Origin of the sequence: Pseudomonas sp. KBW05 (assembly GCF_003852405.1) — a bacterium.
Lineage (GTDB): Bacteria > Pseudomonadota > Gammaproteobacteria > Pseudomonadales > Pseudomonadaceae > Aquipseudomonas.
Window position 1 is genome coordinate 155,116 of record NZ_QAJM01000023.1, and the last position, 16,152, is coordinate 171,267.

Below are 16,152 nucleotides of genomic sequence, written 5' to 3' on the forward strand. Positions count from 1 at the left end.
TTGGATAAAACAAAACGGCACTCAGGTGCCGTTTTGTTTGGATTGAAATACATACCTCAGTACAAAGCGATCAAATGTGGGAACTGGCAAGCCAGCTCCCACAATAGTCCTGCGCTTACTGACGACCTTTGTTCGCCGCCAAAATCCGCGCCGTATCCCGCGCCGGCGGCAGGCCAAACACCCGCGCATAGTCCCGGCTGAACTGGGTCGCGCTTTCATACCCCACCTCAAACGCTGCGCTGGTCACGCTGCTCGCACTGGCCACCATCAAGGTGCGCGCCTGTAACAAGCGCACGCGCTTCTGATACTGCAACGGGCTCAGGTTGGTCACCGCCTTGAAGTGGCGGTGAAACGCCGAAACGCTCATGGTTGCCATTGATGCCAGCGCGTCAACGCGAATTGGTTCGGCAAAGTCACGGCGAATCCACTGGATGGCTCGGCTGACCCGCGCCATGGCCGTATCCGGCGCGGCAATCTCGCGCAACATCCAGCCGTGGGGGCCTTGCAGCACGTGGTAGAGGATTTCCCGTTCGTACGCAGGCGCCAAGGCGGCAATCGCGACGGGATCGCCCATCAGGCGCAGCATGCGTACCCACGCATCCATCAGCGCAGGCGTGACGGCCGCCACCGAAAACCCCGCTTCCTGCTCGCAGCGCCCGCTGGGCGATGGCAGGTCGTTGAGTAGGGTGGTCAGCACGGTCGGGTCCAGGGTCAAGCTCACCGCCAAGTAAGGCTCGCCGGTACTCGCCGGGTTCACCACCCCCACGGCGGGCAACTCGATAGACATCACAAAATACGTCGCTGGGTCGTAATGCAAGGTGCGGTCGCCGACGGTCATGCACTTACTGCCCTGTAGGATCAGGTTGATCATCGGGTCATACACGGCCGCGAGCATATGCTCGGGAATCGCCCCCTGGACCATCGCCACGCGCGGGATGCCGGTCTCGGTGCGGCGGTTTTCGGCGTTTGCGGCCAAGGCGCGCAGTTCGATCAATTGAGTATTCATGATGGCCATGCTGTTCCTCCCTTCGGACCCTACGCAAGCAAAAAGCAGAAACAGGCAGGATTGAAGTAGGAACGGCTGAGTTGCCGGGTAGGGCGAGGGCTACTGTGCTCACTCAACTTTTCAGCAGTGGAGCAGGCCATGAGCGTCATCGTGATTACCGGAGGCAGCCGCGGGATCGGTGCCAGTACCGCCGAGTTGTGTGCTCGCCAAGGCCATGGCGTGATTCTCACCTATAACCGCAACCCGGCTGCGGCGCAGGCGGTGGTGCAGCGGATCGAAGCCGCCGGTGGCAAGGCCGTAGCGCTGGCATTGGATGTTTCCGCTGTCAGTACATTCGCCACTTTCCGCGAAACGCTGGTGCAAGCCTTGGACACCACCTGGGGCGTCAGCACCTTGAGCGGCCTGGTGAACAACGCCGGCTATGGCCTGTTCAACCCCCTGGAGTCGGTGACCGAGGCGCAGTTCGACGGCCTGTTCAGCGTGCACCTGAAAGGGCCGTTTTTCCTGACCCAGGCTTTACTGCCGTTGCTGGAAGAGCACGCCAGCATCGTCAACCTCACCAGTGCCACCACCCGTGTTGCGACCGCAGGCGTGGCGCCTTACGCCGCATTCAAAGGTGGCCTGGATGTACTCACCCGCTACATGGCCAAGGAATTCGGCGAGCGGCGGATTCGCGCCAATGCTGTTTCGCCCGGCGCCATCCGCACCGAACTGGGCGGTGGCTTGAACGATGAGTTCGAGGCCCTGTTGGCCGGGCAAACCGCACTCGGTCGTGTCGGAGAGCCTGAAGACGTGGCGCGGGTAATCGCGCTGTTGTTGTCGGAAGAAACCCGTTGGATCAATGCCCAGACGATTGAAGTCGCGGGCGGCTACATCATCTGAATCGCGAGGCCACATCATGCTGGATCATCTGTTTATCTCGGTCAGCGACATCGAGCGCTCTGTACGCTTTTACGAAGCCACCCTCAAACCCTTGGGCATCACTGCGCGGCTTGACTACGACGGCAAGGACGGGCCACCCGGCCACCCGGACCTGAAGGGCTTTGGCGCCCATGGGCGGATGTTCTTCTGGCTGCGTGAAGGCGTGGTCGAAGGGCGAGCAGTGCATGTGGGCTTTGTCGCCAACAACCGAGCCGAGGTGGAAAAGGCCTACGCTGCGGCCCTGGACAACGGCGCCATCGATAACGGTGCACCGGGTGCGCGCTTGCATTACGACCCCAACTACTACGCGGCCAACGTCCTCGATCCGGACGGCTACAGCCTTGAATTCGTCTACAAAAACTGGCAGCACACCCTATGAAAACCCTGATGATCTACGGCGCCACCGGCTATACCGGGCGCATGGCGGCCGAGCATGCCAAGCAGCTCGGCCTGAACCTGGTGATCGCTGGCCGCAACGTCGAGCGCCTGGCATCCCTGGCCGCAGAGCTGGACGTGCCGTATCGCGTGTTTGCGGCAGATGCCAGCCAGTTACAGGGCATCGACGTGCTGCTCAACTTCGCCGGCCCGTTCGCCCACACCGCCGAACCCTTGATGCGCGCCTGCATGGCCAGCGGCACCGACTACCTGGACATCACCGCCGAAATCAATGTGTACCGCCTGGCCGAACAGCTCGGCGCCGGGGCGGATGTGATGCTGCTGCCCGGCGTGGGCTGGGACGTGGTGCCCACCGACTGCCTGGCGATGCACGTCGCTAGCCGCGTGCCGCAGCCGCAGTCGCTGAAAATTGCCTTGCAGGTGCCGGGCGCGATGTCCCGGGGCTCGGCGCTGAGTGTCGGCGAGATCATCGGCGCTGGGGTGATGGCGCGCATTGACGGGGAGTTGCTTGCCACTCCGGACGCGCAATCGCAGCTCCTGGACTTTGGCGACGGCCCTGCGTTGTGCGCACCGTTGTCGTTTGGCGACCTGATTACGGCCTGGCATTCCAGCGCCATCCCGAACATCGCGATGTTCGTGCATATCACCGGGGAAGCCTTCCCCGAAGGCGACCTGTCGCTACTGCCCGACGGCCCCACCCAGGCCCAGCGCGACGCCCATCATGCCCGTGCCGTGGCCGAAGTCACGGGCATCGATGGCATGGTTGCTCGGTCGGTGATCGAAACCGTCAACGGCTACAGCTACACCCCATTGGCTGCCGTGGAAGCGGCGCGTCGAGTACTTGGCGGCGAACGCCGATCCGGCTTTGAAACCCCGGCAAAGCTATTTGGCGTGGGCTTTGCCAAGACCATCGACGGCACTCAAATCACTGATTATTGAACTCACAGGAATTGCGCCATGACTGATCTGCAAACAGCCGCTGAAAACAGTGCGGTGATCGACACCCTGCATCGCTTTGCGGCAGGTATTGACCTGAAGGACTCGGCCCTGCTTGCCTCGGCATTCACCGCCGCTGCCGTCTCGGACTTCCGCCCGGCCGCCGCCAAGGCCGGCTTTGAATACCCGGTGCTGGAAGGGCGCGACAGCATCGTCGGCGCGCTGTACGCCGCGCTCGGCCAGCTCGATACCACGCACTCGGTGAGCAACGCACGGGTCACCCTCGACGGTGATAACGCGCGGCTGGATGCGTTGGTGGAAGCGCAGCACGTGCCGCAAAGCGATCCTTCGCGGCATTACTTGATGAAGAATCGCTATGACGTTGAGTTGGTGCGGGAGGAGGGCGTATGGCTGATCCAGCGCGTGACCGTGGATAACGTCTGGCGCTCGGGCGATCCGGCAGTCCTGGCCGGAACCTGATGACCTTGTGGCGAGGGAGCTTGCTCCCGCTGGGTCGCGAAGCGGCCCCAAAAAGCGGGAGCGCTACGCACTCCAGCGGGAGCAAGCTCCCTCGCCACAGCGGTTCGCAGGCGGTTCAAGGGTGGCTTTTGAAACGTGCTGCATCCTTCACCGGCGGCAAGCCGAACAGCCGCGCATATTCGCGGCTGAACTGCGAAGCGCTTTCATAACCCACGGTGAAGGCGATGGACGCCGCATCCAGGGTATCGAACAGCAGCAACCAACGCGCCCTCAATAGGCGCAGGCGTTTTTGATACTGAATGGGCGTCATCGCGGTGATGGCTTTGAAATGCCGGTAGAAGGCCGCCACGCTCATGCCAGTCATGGCCGCCAGCGGTTCCACGCGAAAAGGTTCGGTGTAGTGCTGGCGAATCCACTCGGTGGCTCGGCGGATCTGGGCTAGACGTCCATCGGGGCGCGCCATGGCCACCAGGGTTTCACGCAGGGGGCCTTGCAGCGCCCGAAACACAATCTCCCGCTCAATCATCGGTGCCAGCACGGCCGCTTCGTTGGGGCGATCCATCAGCCGCAGCATGCGCAGCCATGCATCGATCATTTCTGCTGGCGCCTGCACCGCTGCGAACCGTTGCGCGCGCGGCCGTTCAGCCGGCGCGATGTCATCTGCCAATACGCTGGCGATTACAGTCGGGTCAAGGGTCAGGCGGAGTGCCAGGTAGGGCGACTCGGGAGCATAAGGGTGAACCTGCCCGGTCGCGGGCACCTCCACCGGCACCACGAAATAGCTGGACGGCCCGTAGGTGGACACCTGATCGCCGATAGACAGCGTTTTCACGCCTTGCAGCACCAGATGCAGCATCGGCTGATACACCTGATCGGCGCAGGCTTCGGCACACACCATCGCCACACGGGGCAGGCCGGTGTCGGTCCACTTGTTTTCTGCGCGCAGCACGCGGCGGCGCAGTTCATCGAGGTCGTTGTTCATGGGCTCGACCATGAGCTACGCCGAGCGGTAGCGCAAGGCAACTGAGAAGAATAGGCAAGCATGGGCGAGGAACCGGCAACCGTCATGCGGGCGGCGGGCCGAATACTGGCGGCACGCAGTATCACTCAACCGCAGGAAATCAAACGTATGAAGCTCGACGGAAAAATTGCAGTCGTCACTGGCGCATCAAAAGGTATCGGCGCAGGCATTGCAAAAGGCTTGGCGGCGGCAGGCGCGACGGTGGTGGTCAACTACGCCTCCAGCAAAGCCGATGCTGATGCAGTCGTCGCCCATATCCAGGCGCAGGGCGGCAACGCCATCAGCGTGCAGGCAGACATGAGTGCGGGTGCCGATGTGACGCGCTTGTTCGACACGGTTCGGCAGACCTTCGGCACGCTGGATATCCTGGTCAACAACGCCGGTGTCGCGGTGTTCCAGATGATCGAGGACCTGACCGAAGAGGCCTTTCATAAGCAGTTCAACCTTAACGTGTTGGGCTATTTGCTGGCGGCGCGGGAGGCGGTGAAGTTGTTGGGGCAGGGCGGCAGTATTATCAATATCAGCTCGATCCTCAGCACCGACCCCTACCTGGCCTCCAGCGTGTACTCGGCCACCAAGGGGGCGGTGGACACGCTGACGTTCGCCCTGGCGCGTGAACTGGGGTCAAAGGGCATCCGTGTCAATTCAATCTTGCCGGGCCATACCAATACCCCGGCCACCGATGGCAACTTTGCCGGTGAATTTGGCCAGTCACTGATTGCCGGGACGCCGTTGGGGCGTTTGGGTGAGCCTGAAGATATTGCACCGCTGGCGGTGTTCCTCGCGTCCGAAGATGCCCATTGGGTCACTGGGGAATCCATCCGCGCATCTGGTGGCGTGCGCGGTGTCGGCTACTGACGGTTTGATCACTGCCGAACATGGGGATGTGCGGCAAACACCTCCACCAACCATTCGACAAACACCCGCACCCGCGCGCTCAGGTGGCGATTGGGCATGTACACCACCGACAGCGGGTTGGGCGCCGCCGACCATTGCGTGAGCACCGGCACCAAGGTGCCTATGTCGATATGCGGCTGCACCATGAAGCGCAAGGTGTGGATTACCCCCAGCCCAGCAAGGCCTGCCGCCAGGTAGGCGTTGCTGTCATTCACGGCCACAAAATGGCGGCCCTCAACGGCGACCTGTTCGTCAGCGCGTATCAGCGCCAGACGGTTTTGTTTGCCGGTGCCGGGAAAAAAGTAGCGCACCAGCGTATGGCCTTCTTCCAGTTCAACGGGGTGGTTGGGGGTGCCGTGGGCTGCCAGATAGGCGGGTGTTGCACAGGTGACAAACTCCAGGCTGCCCAGGCCTCGCGCAATCATTGCCGAATCCGGCAGGTGCCCGCCACGGATCACACAGTCGATGCTTTCACTGGCCAGGTCGGCGGTGCGGTCGCTGGCACCGATATCGATCTGGATATCCGGGTAGCGCTCATGAAAATCGCGCAGCGCCGGGATCACCAGCAATGTGGCGATGGTGGTGCCCATGTCAACCCGCACTCGGCCGCTGGGGCGGCTGCGGGACACCGCCATGTCCGATTCTGCTTCCAGCCACTGGTCCAGCACCCGGCTCATGCGCGTGTGGTAGGCGCTGCCTTCCGGGGTCAGCGTCACCGTGCGTGTGGTGCGGTTCAGCAGCTTTACGCGCAGGTGGGACTCAAGCGCCTGAATCAGCTTGGTCACGGCGTTGGGGTGCACGTCCAATTGCGCGGCAGCTTTTACAAAACTGCCGGTTTCGACGATGCGTAAAAACGCCTGTACAGCCTGGAAGTAGTCCATGGTCTCTCGCCAATTGTCACGAATTGGATGATGCGGCATACAGATATAGGCCGTTTATCACAAAAGTCGAAGAGATTACCTTGGTTTACGCCTCGCAACCCGCGAATCGACAGCCTTTCAAGGAATTATCATGACTCACTCTCTCAAAGGTAAAGTTGCACTGGTCACCGGCGCTTCACGCGGTATTGGCGCCGCCATTGCCAAGCGCCTGGCGGCCGAAGGTGCCGCTGTTGCGTTCAGCTATTCCCAATCCACCGAGCATGCGCAGTCAGTGTTGCGCAGCATCAAGGCGCATGGGGTCAGCGGCCTGGCCGTGGCGGCGGATCAAGCCGATAGCGCGGCCGTGGCGGCGCTGGTCAGGCGCGTGCATGAACACTTCGGGCGCCTGGATATCCTGGTCAACAGCGCCGGCGTCTTTACGATGGGCATGGTGGGTGACCCCGACGCCGATATAGCCGCACTGGACCGCCAGCAAGCGATTAACCTCAATGGCGTGGTGGCGGCGGTGCGGGCTGCCGTACCGCTGATGGCCGATGGTGGGCGCATCGTTTCGATCGGCACCATGTTCGCCAGCCGCGCACCGTTCCCCGGGATTGGTGACTATGCGGCGAGCAAGGCGGCCGTGGCGGCTTACGGCCGCGCCTGGGCACGGGACCTGGGGCCACGGGGAATCACGGTAAACACTGTACAGCCGGGGCCGATCAACACCGACATGAACCCGGACACCAGCGACATGGCGCCGCTGGTCAAACAGATGACTGCGCTGGGGCGTTATGGGCAGCCGGAAGAAATCGCCGGGGTGGTGGCGTTTCTCGTCGGAGCGGATGCGGCTTTTATCACCGGTGCCACGTTGAACGTGGATGGTGGGCAGAACAGCTGAGGTCCAGCCATATTCACCCAGCCTGAAAAACATCTGACTATGAGAGCGGGCTTGTCAGTCAACACAGATGCAGCTGGCCCACCGCCATCGCAGGCAAGCCAGCTCCCACATTTTTGACCAGTGCAAACCTGATCTGGCCTGCAAACCCAACCCCCTGTGGGAGCTGGCTTACCCGCGAAGGCGGCTTGTCAGCCAGCACAGATGCAGCTGGCCCAGCGCCATCGCAGGCAAACCCGCGCAGATTTGGTTTGGCGGTGTGCTCTGGATTACGCCGCTTGAGGCTGGACCTGTAACTCGCCTTCCACTTCCTTGACCAACCCACTGGCCAAAAACAACGGCAGCACTCGTTTGTGCAATTGCGGCTCGACAAATTCCTTCACCGTATCCAACCCCAGCACACCACTCAACGCCAGCTCGGCCTTGGTGTACGACAACCACGCCTTCTTCAACACCTGCAACACATCACTGCCCGCCGTGGTGGCGAAGCGGCGGTGGGTGGGTTTGCCGTCGAAGGTGAAGGTGTGCTGGAACGCGTAGCCTGTTTCATCGCCGCCGCTGGCGGTGCAGCGGATGCAAGTGCATGGGCCGTCGCCGAAGGCCGTGCGCAGGTAGCTGTTGAAGTCCACCACGGGTTTGAGTGACAGGCGCTTATCCACCTCGAACAGGTCCCCGGTCATTTTTTCGTCAGTGTTCAACGTGCATTTCCTCGCAGGTTCGGCGGTTTTTCAAAGCGCGGCACAATAGCAGCCGGGCGCCGGTTTGTGGGGGATTAATCAACGGTTCAGGCTGCAATCAAGCTGCGCTTGATCCAGTCATACAAATCATTGCCCTCGCTGGACAACTCACTGTTGGCCCGTCGGCACAGGTAATACTGGCGGCCATCATTCACCTCCAGCTCAAACAACTTCACCAACTCGCCACTGGCTACCAGCGGTGCCACCAAGGGTTCGCGTAGCAATGCGCAGCCGAGGCCGGTGAGGGTTGCCGTGAGTGCAAGCTGGCCATCTTCCAGCAACAACCCATTCAACGCGGTGGCATCCACTTCGGCGGCTTCGAACCATTGGCCCCAGGTGCCGCGTTCTTCATCGTGCAGCAGTGGCAACTGGCTCAAGGCCTCGGGCGTGTCGATGGGGCCGTGCTGTGCCAGGAAGGCGCGGCTGCAATAGGGCGTCACCGCGCCGGAGATCAGCGGTTCGCTGTGGTAGCCCGGCCAATGCCCGGTGCCGAAGCGAATCGACAGGTCGGCCGCATCGCTGGGGTAGCTGCGGTGGTTGGCGTAGGTCACGTTGATGTCCAGCGCCGGGTGATCCTTCAGGAAATTCGCCAGGCGTGGAATAAACAGATTGATGCCAAACAGTGGGATCAGGCTGATGGTCACCTGGCGCGTGGCGCTCTTTTCGCGCACGTGTTCGGTGGCGCTGCGCAGCACCGCAAACGCCGAGCGAATCGCGCGGTAGTACTCGCGACCTTCATCGGTGAGCACCAGGTTGCGGCCCTGGCGCAAGGTCAGCGGTTGCTGCAGGAAGTCTTCCAGCAAATGCAGTTGATGGCTGATGGCTGACGCGGAAACCTCCAGCTCACGCGCGGCGGCATTCACCCCGCCATGGCGCGCAAAGGCTTCGAAGGTGCGCACGGCACGCAGGGGAGGGTCATTGGCTAACTGTTCTGATTTATTCATGTGTTGAATTAAATACTAACTCTTGCGCCGAATAAAGAGCCATAAGTGCCGTATTTACGGCATAAACAGCCTGTTTCAGGGTTGATATAACCATATGACTTTCTGTTATTTGATAAAAATAGAATAGATGCTTAGTGTGCCGCCCTTGTACGCACTGAGGTCGATGGTTTTCATGGATGGGTTTATCCAACAACTGCTCAACGGTTTGATGACGGGCAGTCTCTACGCGCTGGTGGCCCTGGGTTACACCATGGTCTACGGCATCTTGCGCATCATCAACTTTGCCCATGGCGATGTGTTGATGATCGGCGCGCTGGTGGGCTTGTCGGTGATCCGTCTGTTGCAGGCCACCTTTCCAGCCCTTGCGCCGATGCTGGTGTTGCTCTGTGCGACCCTCGTCGCTATGGCCTTTTGTGCGGTGCTGGCGGTGGTGATCGAGCGCGTGGCCTATCGCCGCCTGCGCCACGCCCCGCGCCTGGCGCCGTTGATCAGCGGTATCGGCGTGTCGCTGCTGCTGCAAACCATTGCCATGCTGGTGTGGACGCGCAACCCGCAGATGTTCCCGCAGTTGCTGCCGCTGGAGCCGATCGAAGTGCTGGCCGGCGCCTCCGCACACCCGGCCATCACCAACGCCACCGCGTTGACGACGATTGCCATCGCCTTGTCGGTGATGCTCGCGTTGCTGGTGCTGGTGGAGCGCACGCGTTTCGGCCGGGCCATGCGTGCCGTGGCGGAGAACCCGCAAGTCGCCAGCCTGATGGGCATCAGCCCGAACCGCATCATCGTCATCACCTTCGCCATCGGCGGCGCCCTGGCGGCACTCGCCGGGATCATGATGGCCAGCAACTACGGCAGCGCGCATTTCTACATGGGTTTCTTGCCCGGCATCAAAGCCTTCACCGCGGCGGTGCTGGGCGGCATCGGCAACCTCAAGGGCGCCATGCTCGGCGGCCTGCTGCTGGGGCTGATCGAAGCCCTTGGCACCGGTTACCTCGGTGCGGCTACCAACGGCGTATTCGGCAGCAATTACCAGGATGTGTTCGCCTTTATCGTGTTGATCGCGGTGCTGGTGTTCCGGCCTTCCGGGTTGTTGGGCGAACGTTTGGCGAGCCGCGCATGATCAAGTCCCTGCCCCCCAACAAACGCGCAAGCCTGGGCCTGTTGCTGCTCGCCGTGGCCCTGGTGCTGGCGCCGTGGATCGTCGGCCACGCCGGCGGCAACACCTGGGTGCGCACCCTCGACTTTGCCTTGCTGTACATCATGCTCGCCCTCGGGCTGAACATCGTGGTCGGCTACGCCGGGTTGCTGGACATGGGCTTTATCGCGTTCTACGCGGTGGGTGCCTATCTCGCCGCGTTGCTCTCATCACCCCATCTGCTGCAACAGTTCCCTGCGCTGGCGGCGTTGTTGCCAGCGGGCATGCACACTTCGATCTGGCTGATCCTGCCGCTGGGCGCGCTGCTTGCGGCGGGTTTTGGCGTGGTGCTGGGCGCGCCGACCCTGCGCCTGCGCGGCGACTACCTGGCCATCGTCACCCTGGGCTTTGGCGAAATTATCCGCATCCTGCTGCGCAACCTCGACCGTCCGGTGAATATCACCAACGGCCCCAAAGGCATCTCCCAGGTCGATCCGGTCAGCCTGCTCGGCGTCAACCTGGGGCGCACCCAAGAGCTGTTCGGCCTGCGCCTGCCGTCGGTGTACCTCTATTACTACCTGTTTGCCGCGCTGGTGGTGTTGATCCTGTTTGCCTGCATCCGCCTGGAGCGTTCGCGCATCGGCCGTGCCTGGGTGGCGATCCGCGAGGACGAAGACGCGGCCCAGGCCATGGGCATCAATACCGTGCGCCTCAAGCTGCTGGCGTTTGCCATTGGCGCGGCGTTCGGCGGCGTGAGCGGCGCGTTGTTCGCCTCGTTCCAGGGCTTTGTCTCGCCGGAATCCTTCACCTTGAACGAGTCCATCGCCGTACTGGCGATGGTGGTGCTGGGCGGCATGGGCCATATCCCCGGGGTCATCCTCGGTTGCGTATTGCTGGCAGCCCTGCCCGAAGCCTTGCGCGCCAGCATGGGCCCGTTGCAGCAGGCGCTGTTCGGCCAGGTGCTGGTGGACCCGGAGATCATCCGCCAGCTGTTTTACGGCCTGGCGTTGATCCTGGCGATGCTCTACCGACCCGCCGGATTGTGGCCCAAAGGAGTGGCACGATGAACGCACCGCTGTTGCAGATCGACAAGGTCAATAAATACTTCGGCGGCGTCGCGGCGCTGACCGACGTGAGCCTGAGCATTCAGCCCGGCGAGATCTACGGCTTGATCGGCCCGAATGGCGCGGGCAAGACCACCTTCTTTAACGTGATGACCGGCTTGTACACGCCGGACTCCGGGCGCTTCCAACTGGATGGCCGCGACTACCAACCCACCAGCGTGCACCAGGTCGCAGAGGCGGGGATCGCGCGCACCTTCCAGAACATCCGCCTGTTCAACGCGATGAGCGCCCTGGAAAACGTCATGGTCGGGCGCCATGTGCGCACCCGCAACGGCCTGTGGGCAGCCTTGAGCCAGCATCGCCGCGCCCGCGATGAAGAAGCGCAAACCCGCGCTCACGCCCATCGTTTGCTGGTCTACGTGGGCCTTGCCGGTTTCGCCAATTACCGCGCCGACAGCCTGAGCTACGGCCACCAACGCCGCCTGGAAATCGCCCGTGCCCTGGCCACCGAACCGCGCCTGCTGGCCCTGGATGAACCGGCGGCGGGCATGAACGCCAGCGAGAAAGTGCAACTGCGCGGCCTGCTGGAAAAGATCCGCGACGACGGCCACACCCTGTTGTTGATCGAACACGACGTCAAGCTGGTGATGGGCGTGTGCGACCGCATCAGCGTATTGGATTACGGCCAGGTCATCGCCGTCGGCCCGCCCGCCGACGTGCGCCAGCATCCGGCGGTGATCCAGGCCTATCTGGGAGCCAGCGCGCATGTCTGAAGCACTGTTGAAAGTCGAAGGTTTGCAGGTGCGCTACGGCGCCATCGAAGCCGTCAAAGCCCTCGACCTGCATATCGATGAAGGCGAGCGCGTGACCCTGATTGGCGCCAATGGCGCGGGCAAGACCTCCAGCCTCAAGGCGCTCACCGGTTTGCTGCCGGCAGCCGGGGGCGAGATCCGTTTTGCCGGGCACTCCATCCTCGGCCAGGCGCCGGACACACTGCTGCGCCAAGGCATCGCCATGGTCCCCGAAGGCCGTGGGATTTTCGCGCGTATGAGCGTGCTGGAAAACTTGCAGGCCGGCGCATTTTTGCGCCGCGACAACGCGCAGGTGCAGCGCGAAATGAGCCAACTGTTCGAGCACTTCCCGCGACTGGAAGAACGCCTGCAGCAATCTGCCGGCCTGCTGTCGGGTGGCGAGCAACAGATGCTCGCCCTGGCGCGTGCGCTGTTATCGCGCCCACGTCTGCTGATCCTCGATGAGCCGTCCATGGGCCTGGCGCCGATCATGGTGGAGAAGATTTTCCGGGTGATCGACGACGTCTGCCGCCAGGGCATGACCCTGTTGCTGGTGGAGCAGAATGCGCGGCTGGCGCTGCAAGTCACCGACCGCGCCTATGTGATGGACACCGGGCGCATCAGCCTCAGCGGCCGATCCGAAGATTTGCTTGAACACCCCGAGGTGCGCAGCGCGTATCTCGGCGAATAACCCAACCATGACGCTACCGGACGCCCGGCGTGTTCCGACCCGCCCGAAAAGAAGCAGGAACCACTGATGAGTATTTTGAAGAACACCGCATTGATCGGCCTGGCCCTGAGCAGTCTCGCCAGCGCCATGGCCCAAGCCGACCAGACCGTACTGATCGGCCTGGCTGGCCCGCTGACTGGCCCGTCCGCGCGCATCGGCAAGGACCTGGAAAACGGCGCCAAACTGGCCATCGACCAAGCCAACGCCAAGCACCCGAAGATCAACGGCGAGGCCGTGACCTTCAAGCTGGTCTCCGAAGACGACCAGTCCGACCCGCGCACCGCCGTCACCGTGGCCCAGCGCCTGGTGGATGAAGGAGTGGTCGGCGTGGTCGGCCACTGGAACACCGGCACCAGCATTCCGGCCGCGCGGGTCTACCACGACGCCGGGATTGCGCAGGTGGCACCGGTTGCCACCGGTCATGCGTACACCCAGCAGGGTTTCGACACCAGTTTCCGCATCATGGGCCATGACGACGACGGCGGTCAGGTCGCCGGCGATTACGCGTTGAACACGCTGAAAGCCAAGCGCATCGCCGTGATCGACGACCGCACTGCATTCGGCCAGGGCCTGGCGGATCAGTTTGTCAAAGCCATCGAAGCCGGTGGCGCGAAAGTCGTCGGTCGTGAATACGTGGACGACAAGACCATCGACTTCAGCGCCGTGCTCACCAATATCCGCAGCCAGAACCCGGACCTGATCTTCTTTGGCGGCGTCGACTCCCAGGCCGCACCGCTGGCGCGGCGCCTCAAGCAACTGGGGATCAAGGCGCCGCTGATGGGCGCCGGTGGTTTTGTCAGCCAGACCTTCCTGGAGTTGGCGCAGAACGAAGGCGAGGGCGTGATCGCCCTGGAACCGGGCCTGGCGATTGCGCAGATGCCGGGTGGCAAGGCCTTCGAGCAGGCTTACAAAGAACGCTACAAGGCCAATATCGAACTGCACGCGCCGTTCGCCTATGACGGTGTTGGCGTGCTGGTGGCGGCGATTGAACAGGCCGACTCGGTTGATCCGCAGAAGTACCTGCCGGTGCTGCGTGCCATCAGCTACGCGGGTGTGACCGGGACCATCGCGTTCGATGCGCAAGGCAACTTGAAGAAGCCGTCGTTCACCGTGTACCAGGTCAAGGCCAACCAATGGCAGCCGGTCAGCGTCGCAGGCGGCAAGTAATGATCTTTTGGGTGCCCTTTGGGGCACCCGATTCTGTGGAGCTGATGGAGGCACACAATGAGCAAACTGGAAGGTGAACTGGGCATTCTTGCCCGGCGGCGGATCGAGGCCGAAATCATCAAGCCGATCTACGAGATTCTCAAGCGCGAGCAGGGCAAGGACTTTGCCGCTGCCGTGATCGGCGAAGCGGTGGGCAACGCGGCGATCCAGGCGGGCAAGCATTTTGCTTCGCTGGAAGAGCAGGCCGACCTCAAGAGCTTTGTCGAGCTGCAAGTGCTTTGGGAAAAAGACGACGCGCTGAAGGTCGAGATCATCGCCAGCGACGCCGAGCACTACGACTACGACGTCAAGCGCTGCCGCTACGCCGAGATGTACACCGAGATGGGCCTGGGCGAGATCGGCCACTTGTTGTCGTGCAACCGTGACGAGCTGTTTATCGTCGGCTACAACCCCGATATCGAGCTGACCCGCACCCAGACCATCATGGGCGGCGACCATCGCTGTGATTTTCGCTACCGGGCCAAACCCCATGAATAATCTGGCACGGGTCAACGGCGCGCGTTTGTGGGATTCGCTGATGGACATGGCGCAGATTGGCGCCACCGAAAAGGGCGGCGTTTCGCGCCTGGCGCTGACCGACGAAGACCGTCGCGGGCGCGACTTGTTCGTGCAGTGGTGCACGGCGGCCGGGTGCAGCATTCGCGTGGACGCCATGGGCAATATCTTCGCCCGTCGCGCCGGGCGTTGTGATGACCTGGCGCCGGTGCTGACCGGTTCCCATGCCGACTCCCAGCCCTTCGGCGGCAAGTACGACGGCATCTACGGCGTGCTCGCCGGGCTGGAAGTACTGCGCACCTTGAACGACCTCGGCATCGAGACCGACCGGCCGATCGAGGTGGTCAACTGGACCAACGAAGAAGGCTCGCGCTTTGCCCCGGCGATGATTTCGTCGGGGGTCTACGCCGGGGTGTTTGACCTGGCATACGGCCTGTCCCGCGAAGATAAAAACGGCGTGAGCATTGGCCAGGCGTTGCAGCAGATCGGCTATGCCGGCCCGCACCCGGTGGGTGGCCAGGCGGTGCATGCGGCGTTTGAACTGCATATCGAGCAGGGCCCGATCCTTGAAGCGCAAGGCATCACCATCGGCGTGGTCACCGGTGCACAGGGCCAGCGCTGGTATGAAGTCGAATTGAAGGGGCGCAGCGCCCACGCCGGCACCACGCCGATGGACCATCGCCTCGACGCCTTGCTCGGCTTCGCCCGCGTGGTCGAAGCGGTGAACGGCCTGGGCCTGGAACAAGGCGCCGAGGGGCGTGCCACGGTGGGCATGGCGAATATCTTCCCCAACTCGCGCAACGTCGTGCCGGGGCGGGTGTTTTTCAGCGTGGAGTTCCGTCACCCGGACGAAACCGTGCTGGCGCGCCAGGACCAGCAACTGCGCGAAGCGGTGGCGCAGATCGCCGACGGGATTGGTTTGCAGCACAGCGTGACGCAGATCTTCCAGTACGCGCCGATTGCGTTTGATGCGGATTGCGTGGAGGTGGTGCGGGCATCTGCCGAGGCGTTGGGTTACAGCCATCGGCCAATGATTTCCGGCGCGGGGCATGATGCCTGCTACCTGAACCAAGTGGCGCCGACGGCGATGATCTTTGTGCCGTGTGTGGATGGGTTGAGCCATAACGAGGCGGAGGAGATTTCGCCTGAATGGTCGACGGCGGGCGCGGATGTATTGCTCCAGGCGATCCTGGCCAAGTCCTGCATCTAGCGAATGTACACAAATCAAACTGTGGGAGCTGGCTTGGGTGGTGTGAACCTGCTCCAAAGTGGCAACCCAATCCCCTGTGGGAGCGGGCTTGCCCGCGATGGCGGCCTGTCAGCCAACACAGATGCAGCTGATCCACCGCCATCGCAGGCAAGCCAGCTCCCACAGTTTGGCTGGTGTGCACCTGATCCAGAGTGGTATCCCAATCCCCTGTGGGAGCGGGCTTGCCCGCGATGGCGGCCTGTCAGCCAACACCGATGCAGCTGACCCACCGCCATCGCAGGCAAGCCAGCTCCCACAGTTTGGCTGGTGTGCACCTGATCCAGAGTGGTAACCCAATCCCCTGTGGGAGCGGGCTTGCTCGCGAAGGCGGCCTGTCAGACAACATAGATGCAGCTGCCCCACCG

General features: G+C 62.6%; 18 protein-coding genes. 13 read left to right on the plus strand and 5 right to left on the minus strand.

Going from position 1 to position 16,152, the window contains the following annotated elements; genetic code table 11:
- Positions 1-115: 115 nt before the first annotated feature.
- Positions 116-1,006, minus strand: coding sequence for an AraC family transcriptional regulator (locus DBR46_RS22535; protein ID WP_177414115.1), 891 nt, complete (start codon positions 1,004-1,006; stop codon positions 116-118).
- Between the two features lie 138 nt (positions 1,007-1,144).
- Between DBR46_RS22535 and DBR46_RS22540 the strand changes: the two genes are divergently transcribed.
- The 4 genes from DBR46_RS22540 to DBR46_RS22555 are packed head-to-tail and all read left to right on the plus strand — an operon-like array spanning position 1,145 to position 3,739.
- The gene (locus DBR46_RS22540) at positions 1,145-1,888 is read left to right on the plus strand and encodes an SDR family NAD(P)-dependent oxidoreductase (protein WP_124527975.1); all 744 of its coding nucleotides are present in this window, start codon (positions 1,145-1,147) and stop codon (positions 1,886-1,888) included.
- A gap of 16 nt (positions 1,889-1,904) precedes the next feature.
- Complete coding sequence (locus DBR46_RS22545; RefSeq protein WP_124527976.1) at positions 1,905-2,306, plus strand: VOC family protein; 402 nt, start codon at positions 1,905-1,907, stop codon at positions 2,304-2,306.
- Positions 2,303-3,262, plus strand: a complete 960-nt coding sequence (locus DBR46_RS22550; RefSeq protein WP_124527977.1) for a trans-acting enoyl reductase family protein — start codon at positions 2,303-2,305, stop codon at positions 3,260-3,262. Before DBR46_RS22545 ends, DBR46_RS22550 begins: the two co-directional genes overlap by 4 nt.
- An 18-nt stretch (positions 3,263-3,280) precedes the next feature.
- Positions 3,281-3,739, plus strand: coding sequence for a nuclear transport factor 2 family protein (locus DBR46_RS22555; protein WP_124527978.1), 459 nt, complete (start codon positions 3,281-3,283; stop codon positions 3,737-3,739).
- A 115-nt stretch (positions 3,740-3,854) separates the two neighbouring features.
- On the opposite strand, the gene DBR46_RS22560 is transcribed toward DBR46_RS22555, so the two are convergent.
- Complete coding sequence (locus DBR46_RS22560) at positions 3,855-4,721, minus strand: AraC family transcriptional regulator (protein WP_124527979.1); 867 nt, start codon at positions 4,719-4,721, stop codon at positions 3,855-3,857.
- 147 nt (positions 4,722-4,868) lie between these two features.
- On the opposite strand from DBR46_RS22560, the gene DBR46_RS22565 reads away from it, so the two are divergent.
- Positions 4,869-5,618: a glucose 1-dehydrogenase gene (locus DBR46_RS22565; RefSeq protein WP_124527980.1), complete on the plus strand. Its 750-nt coding sequence runs from the start codon at positions 4,869-4,871 to the stop codon at positions 5,616-5,618.
- 8 nt (positions 5,619-5,626) lie between these two features.
- Here DBR46_RS22565 and DBR46_RS22570 read toward each other — a convergent pair whose 3' ends face one another.
- Positions 5,627-6,538, minus strand: a complete 912-nt coding sequence (locus DBR46_RS22570; protein WP_124527981.1) for a LysR family transcriptional regulator — start codon at positions 6,536-6,538, stop codon at positions 5,627-5,629.
- 130 nt (positions 6,539-6,668) lie between these two features.
- Here DBR46_RS22570 and DBR46_RS22575 point away from each other — a divergent pair, with 130 nt between their 5' ends.
- Positions 6,669-7,418 (plus strand): SDR family oxidoreductase, encoded by a 750-nt coding sequence (locus tag DBR46_RS22575; protein ID WP_124527982.1) that lies wholly within the window; start codon positions 6,669-6,671, stop codon positions 7,416-7,418.
- A 266-nt stretch (positions 7,419-7,684) separates the two neighbouring features.
- On the opposite strand, the gene DBR46_RS22580 is transcribed toward DBR46_RS22575, so the two are convergent.
- Both DBR46_RS22580 and DBR46_RS22585 read right to left on the minus strand, forming a co-directional pair.
- Positions 7,685-8,113, minus strand: a complete 429-nt coding sequence (locus tag DBR46_RS22580; protein WP_124527983.1) for a hypothetical protein — start codon at positions 8,111-8,113, stop codon at positions 7,685-7,687.
- A gap of 86 nt (positions 8,114-8,199) precedes the next feature.
- Entirely contained in the window at positions 8,200-9,096 is an 897-nt protein-coding gene (locus DBR46_RS22585; protein ID WP_124527984.1) for a LysR substrate-binding domain-containing protein, read from the minus strand.
- A 172-nt stretch (positions 9,097-9,268) separates the two neighbouring features.
- Between DBR46_RS22585 and DBR46_RS22590 the strand changes: the two genes are divergently transcribed.
- The 7 genes from DBR46_RS22590 to DBR46_RS22620 all read left to right on the plus strand — a co-directional run bounded on the left by DBR46_RS22590 (position 9,269) and on the right by DBR46_RS22620 (position 15,748).
- Complete coding sequence (locus DBR46_RS22590) at positions 9,269-10,216, plus strand: branched-chain amino acid ABC transporter permease (protein ID WP_124527985.1); 948 nt, start codon at positions 9,269-9,271, stop codon at positions 10,214-10,216.
- Entirely contained in the window at positions 10,213-11,298 is a 1,086-nt protein-coding gene (locus DBR46_RS22595; protein WP_124527986.1) for an ABC transporter ATP-binding protein, read from the plus strand. The genes DBR46_RS22590 and DBR46_RS22595 overlap by 4 nt, the downstream gene beginning before the upstream one ends.
- The gene (locus DBR46_RS22600) at positions 11,295-12,068 is read left to right on the plus strand and encodes an ABC transporter ATP-binding protein (protein ID WP_124527987.1); all 774 of its coding nucleotides are present in this window, start codon (positions 11,295-11,297) and stop codon (positions 12,066-12,068) included. The genes DBR46_RS22595 and DBR46_RS22600 overlap by 4 nt, the downstream gene beginning before the upstream one ends.
- Positions 12,061-12,777 carry an ABC transporter ATP-binding protein gene (locus DBR46_RS22605; protein WP_124527988.1) on the plus strand — a complete coding sequence of 239 codons (717 nt, stop codon included), beginning with the start codon at positions 12,061-12,063 and terminating at the stop codon, positions 12,775-12,777. Before DBR46_RS22600 ends, DBR46_RS22605 begins: the two co-directional genes overlap by 8 nt.
- 66 nt (positions 12,778-12,843) lie before the next feature.
- Positions 12,844-13,983, plus strand: a complete 1,140-nt coding sequence (locus DBR46_RS22610) for a branched-chain amino acid ABC transporter substrate-binding protein (protein WP_124527989.1) — start codon at positions 12,844-12,846, stop codon at positions 13,981-13,983.
- Positions 13,984-14,040: 57 nt separating this feature from the next.
- Positions 14,041-14,520, plus strand: a complete 480-nt coding sequence (locus DBR46_RS22615; protein WP_124527990.1) for an L-2-amino-thiazoline-4-carboxylic acid hydrolase — start codon at positions 14,041-14,043, stop codon at positions 14,518-14,520.
- Positions 14,513-15,748, plus strand: a complete 1,236-nt coding sequence (locus DBR46_RS22620) for a Zn-dependent hydrolase (RefSeq protein WP_124527991.1) — start codon at positions 14,513-14,515, stop codon at positions 15,746-15,748. The genes DBR46_RS22615 and DBR46_RS22620 overlap by 8 nt, the downstream gene beginning before the upstream one ends.
- The last annotated feature ends 404 nt before the right edge of the window (positions 15,749-16,152 follow it).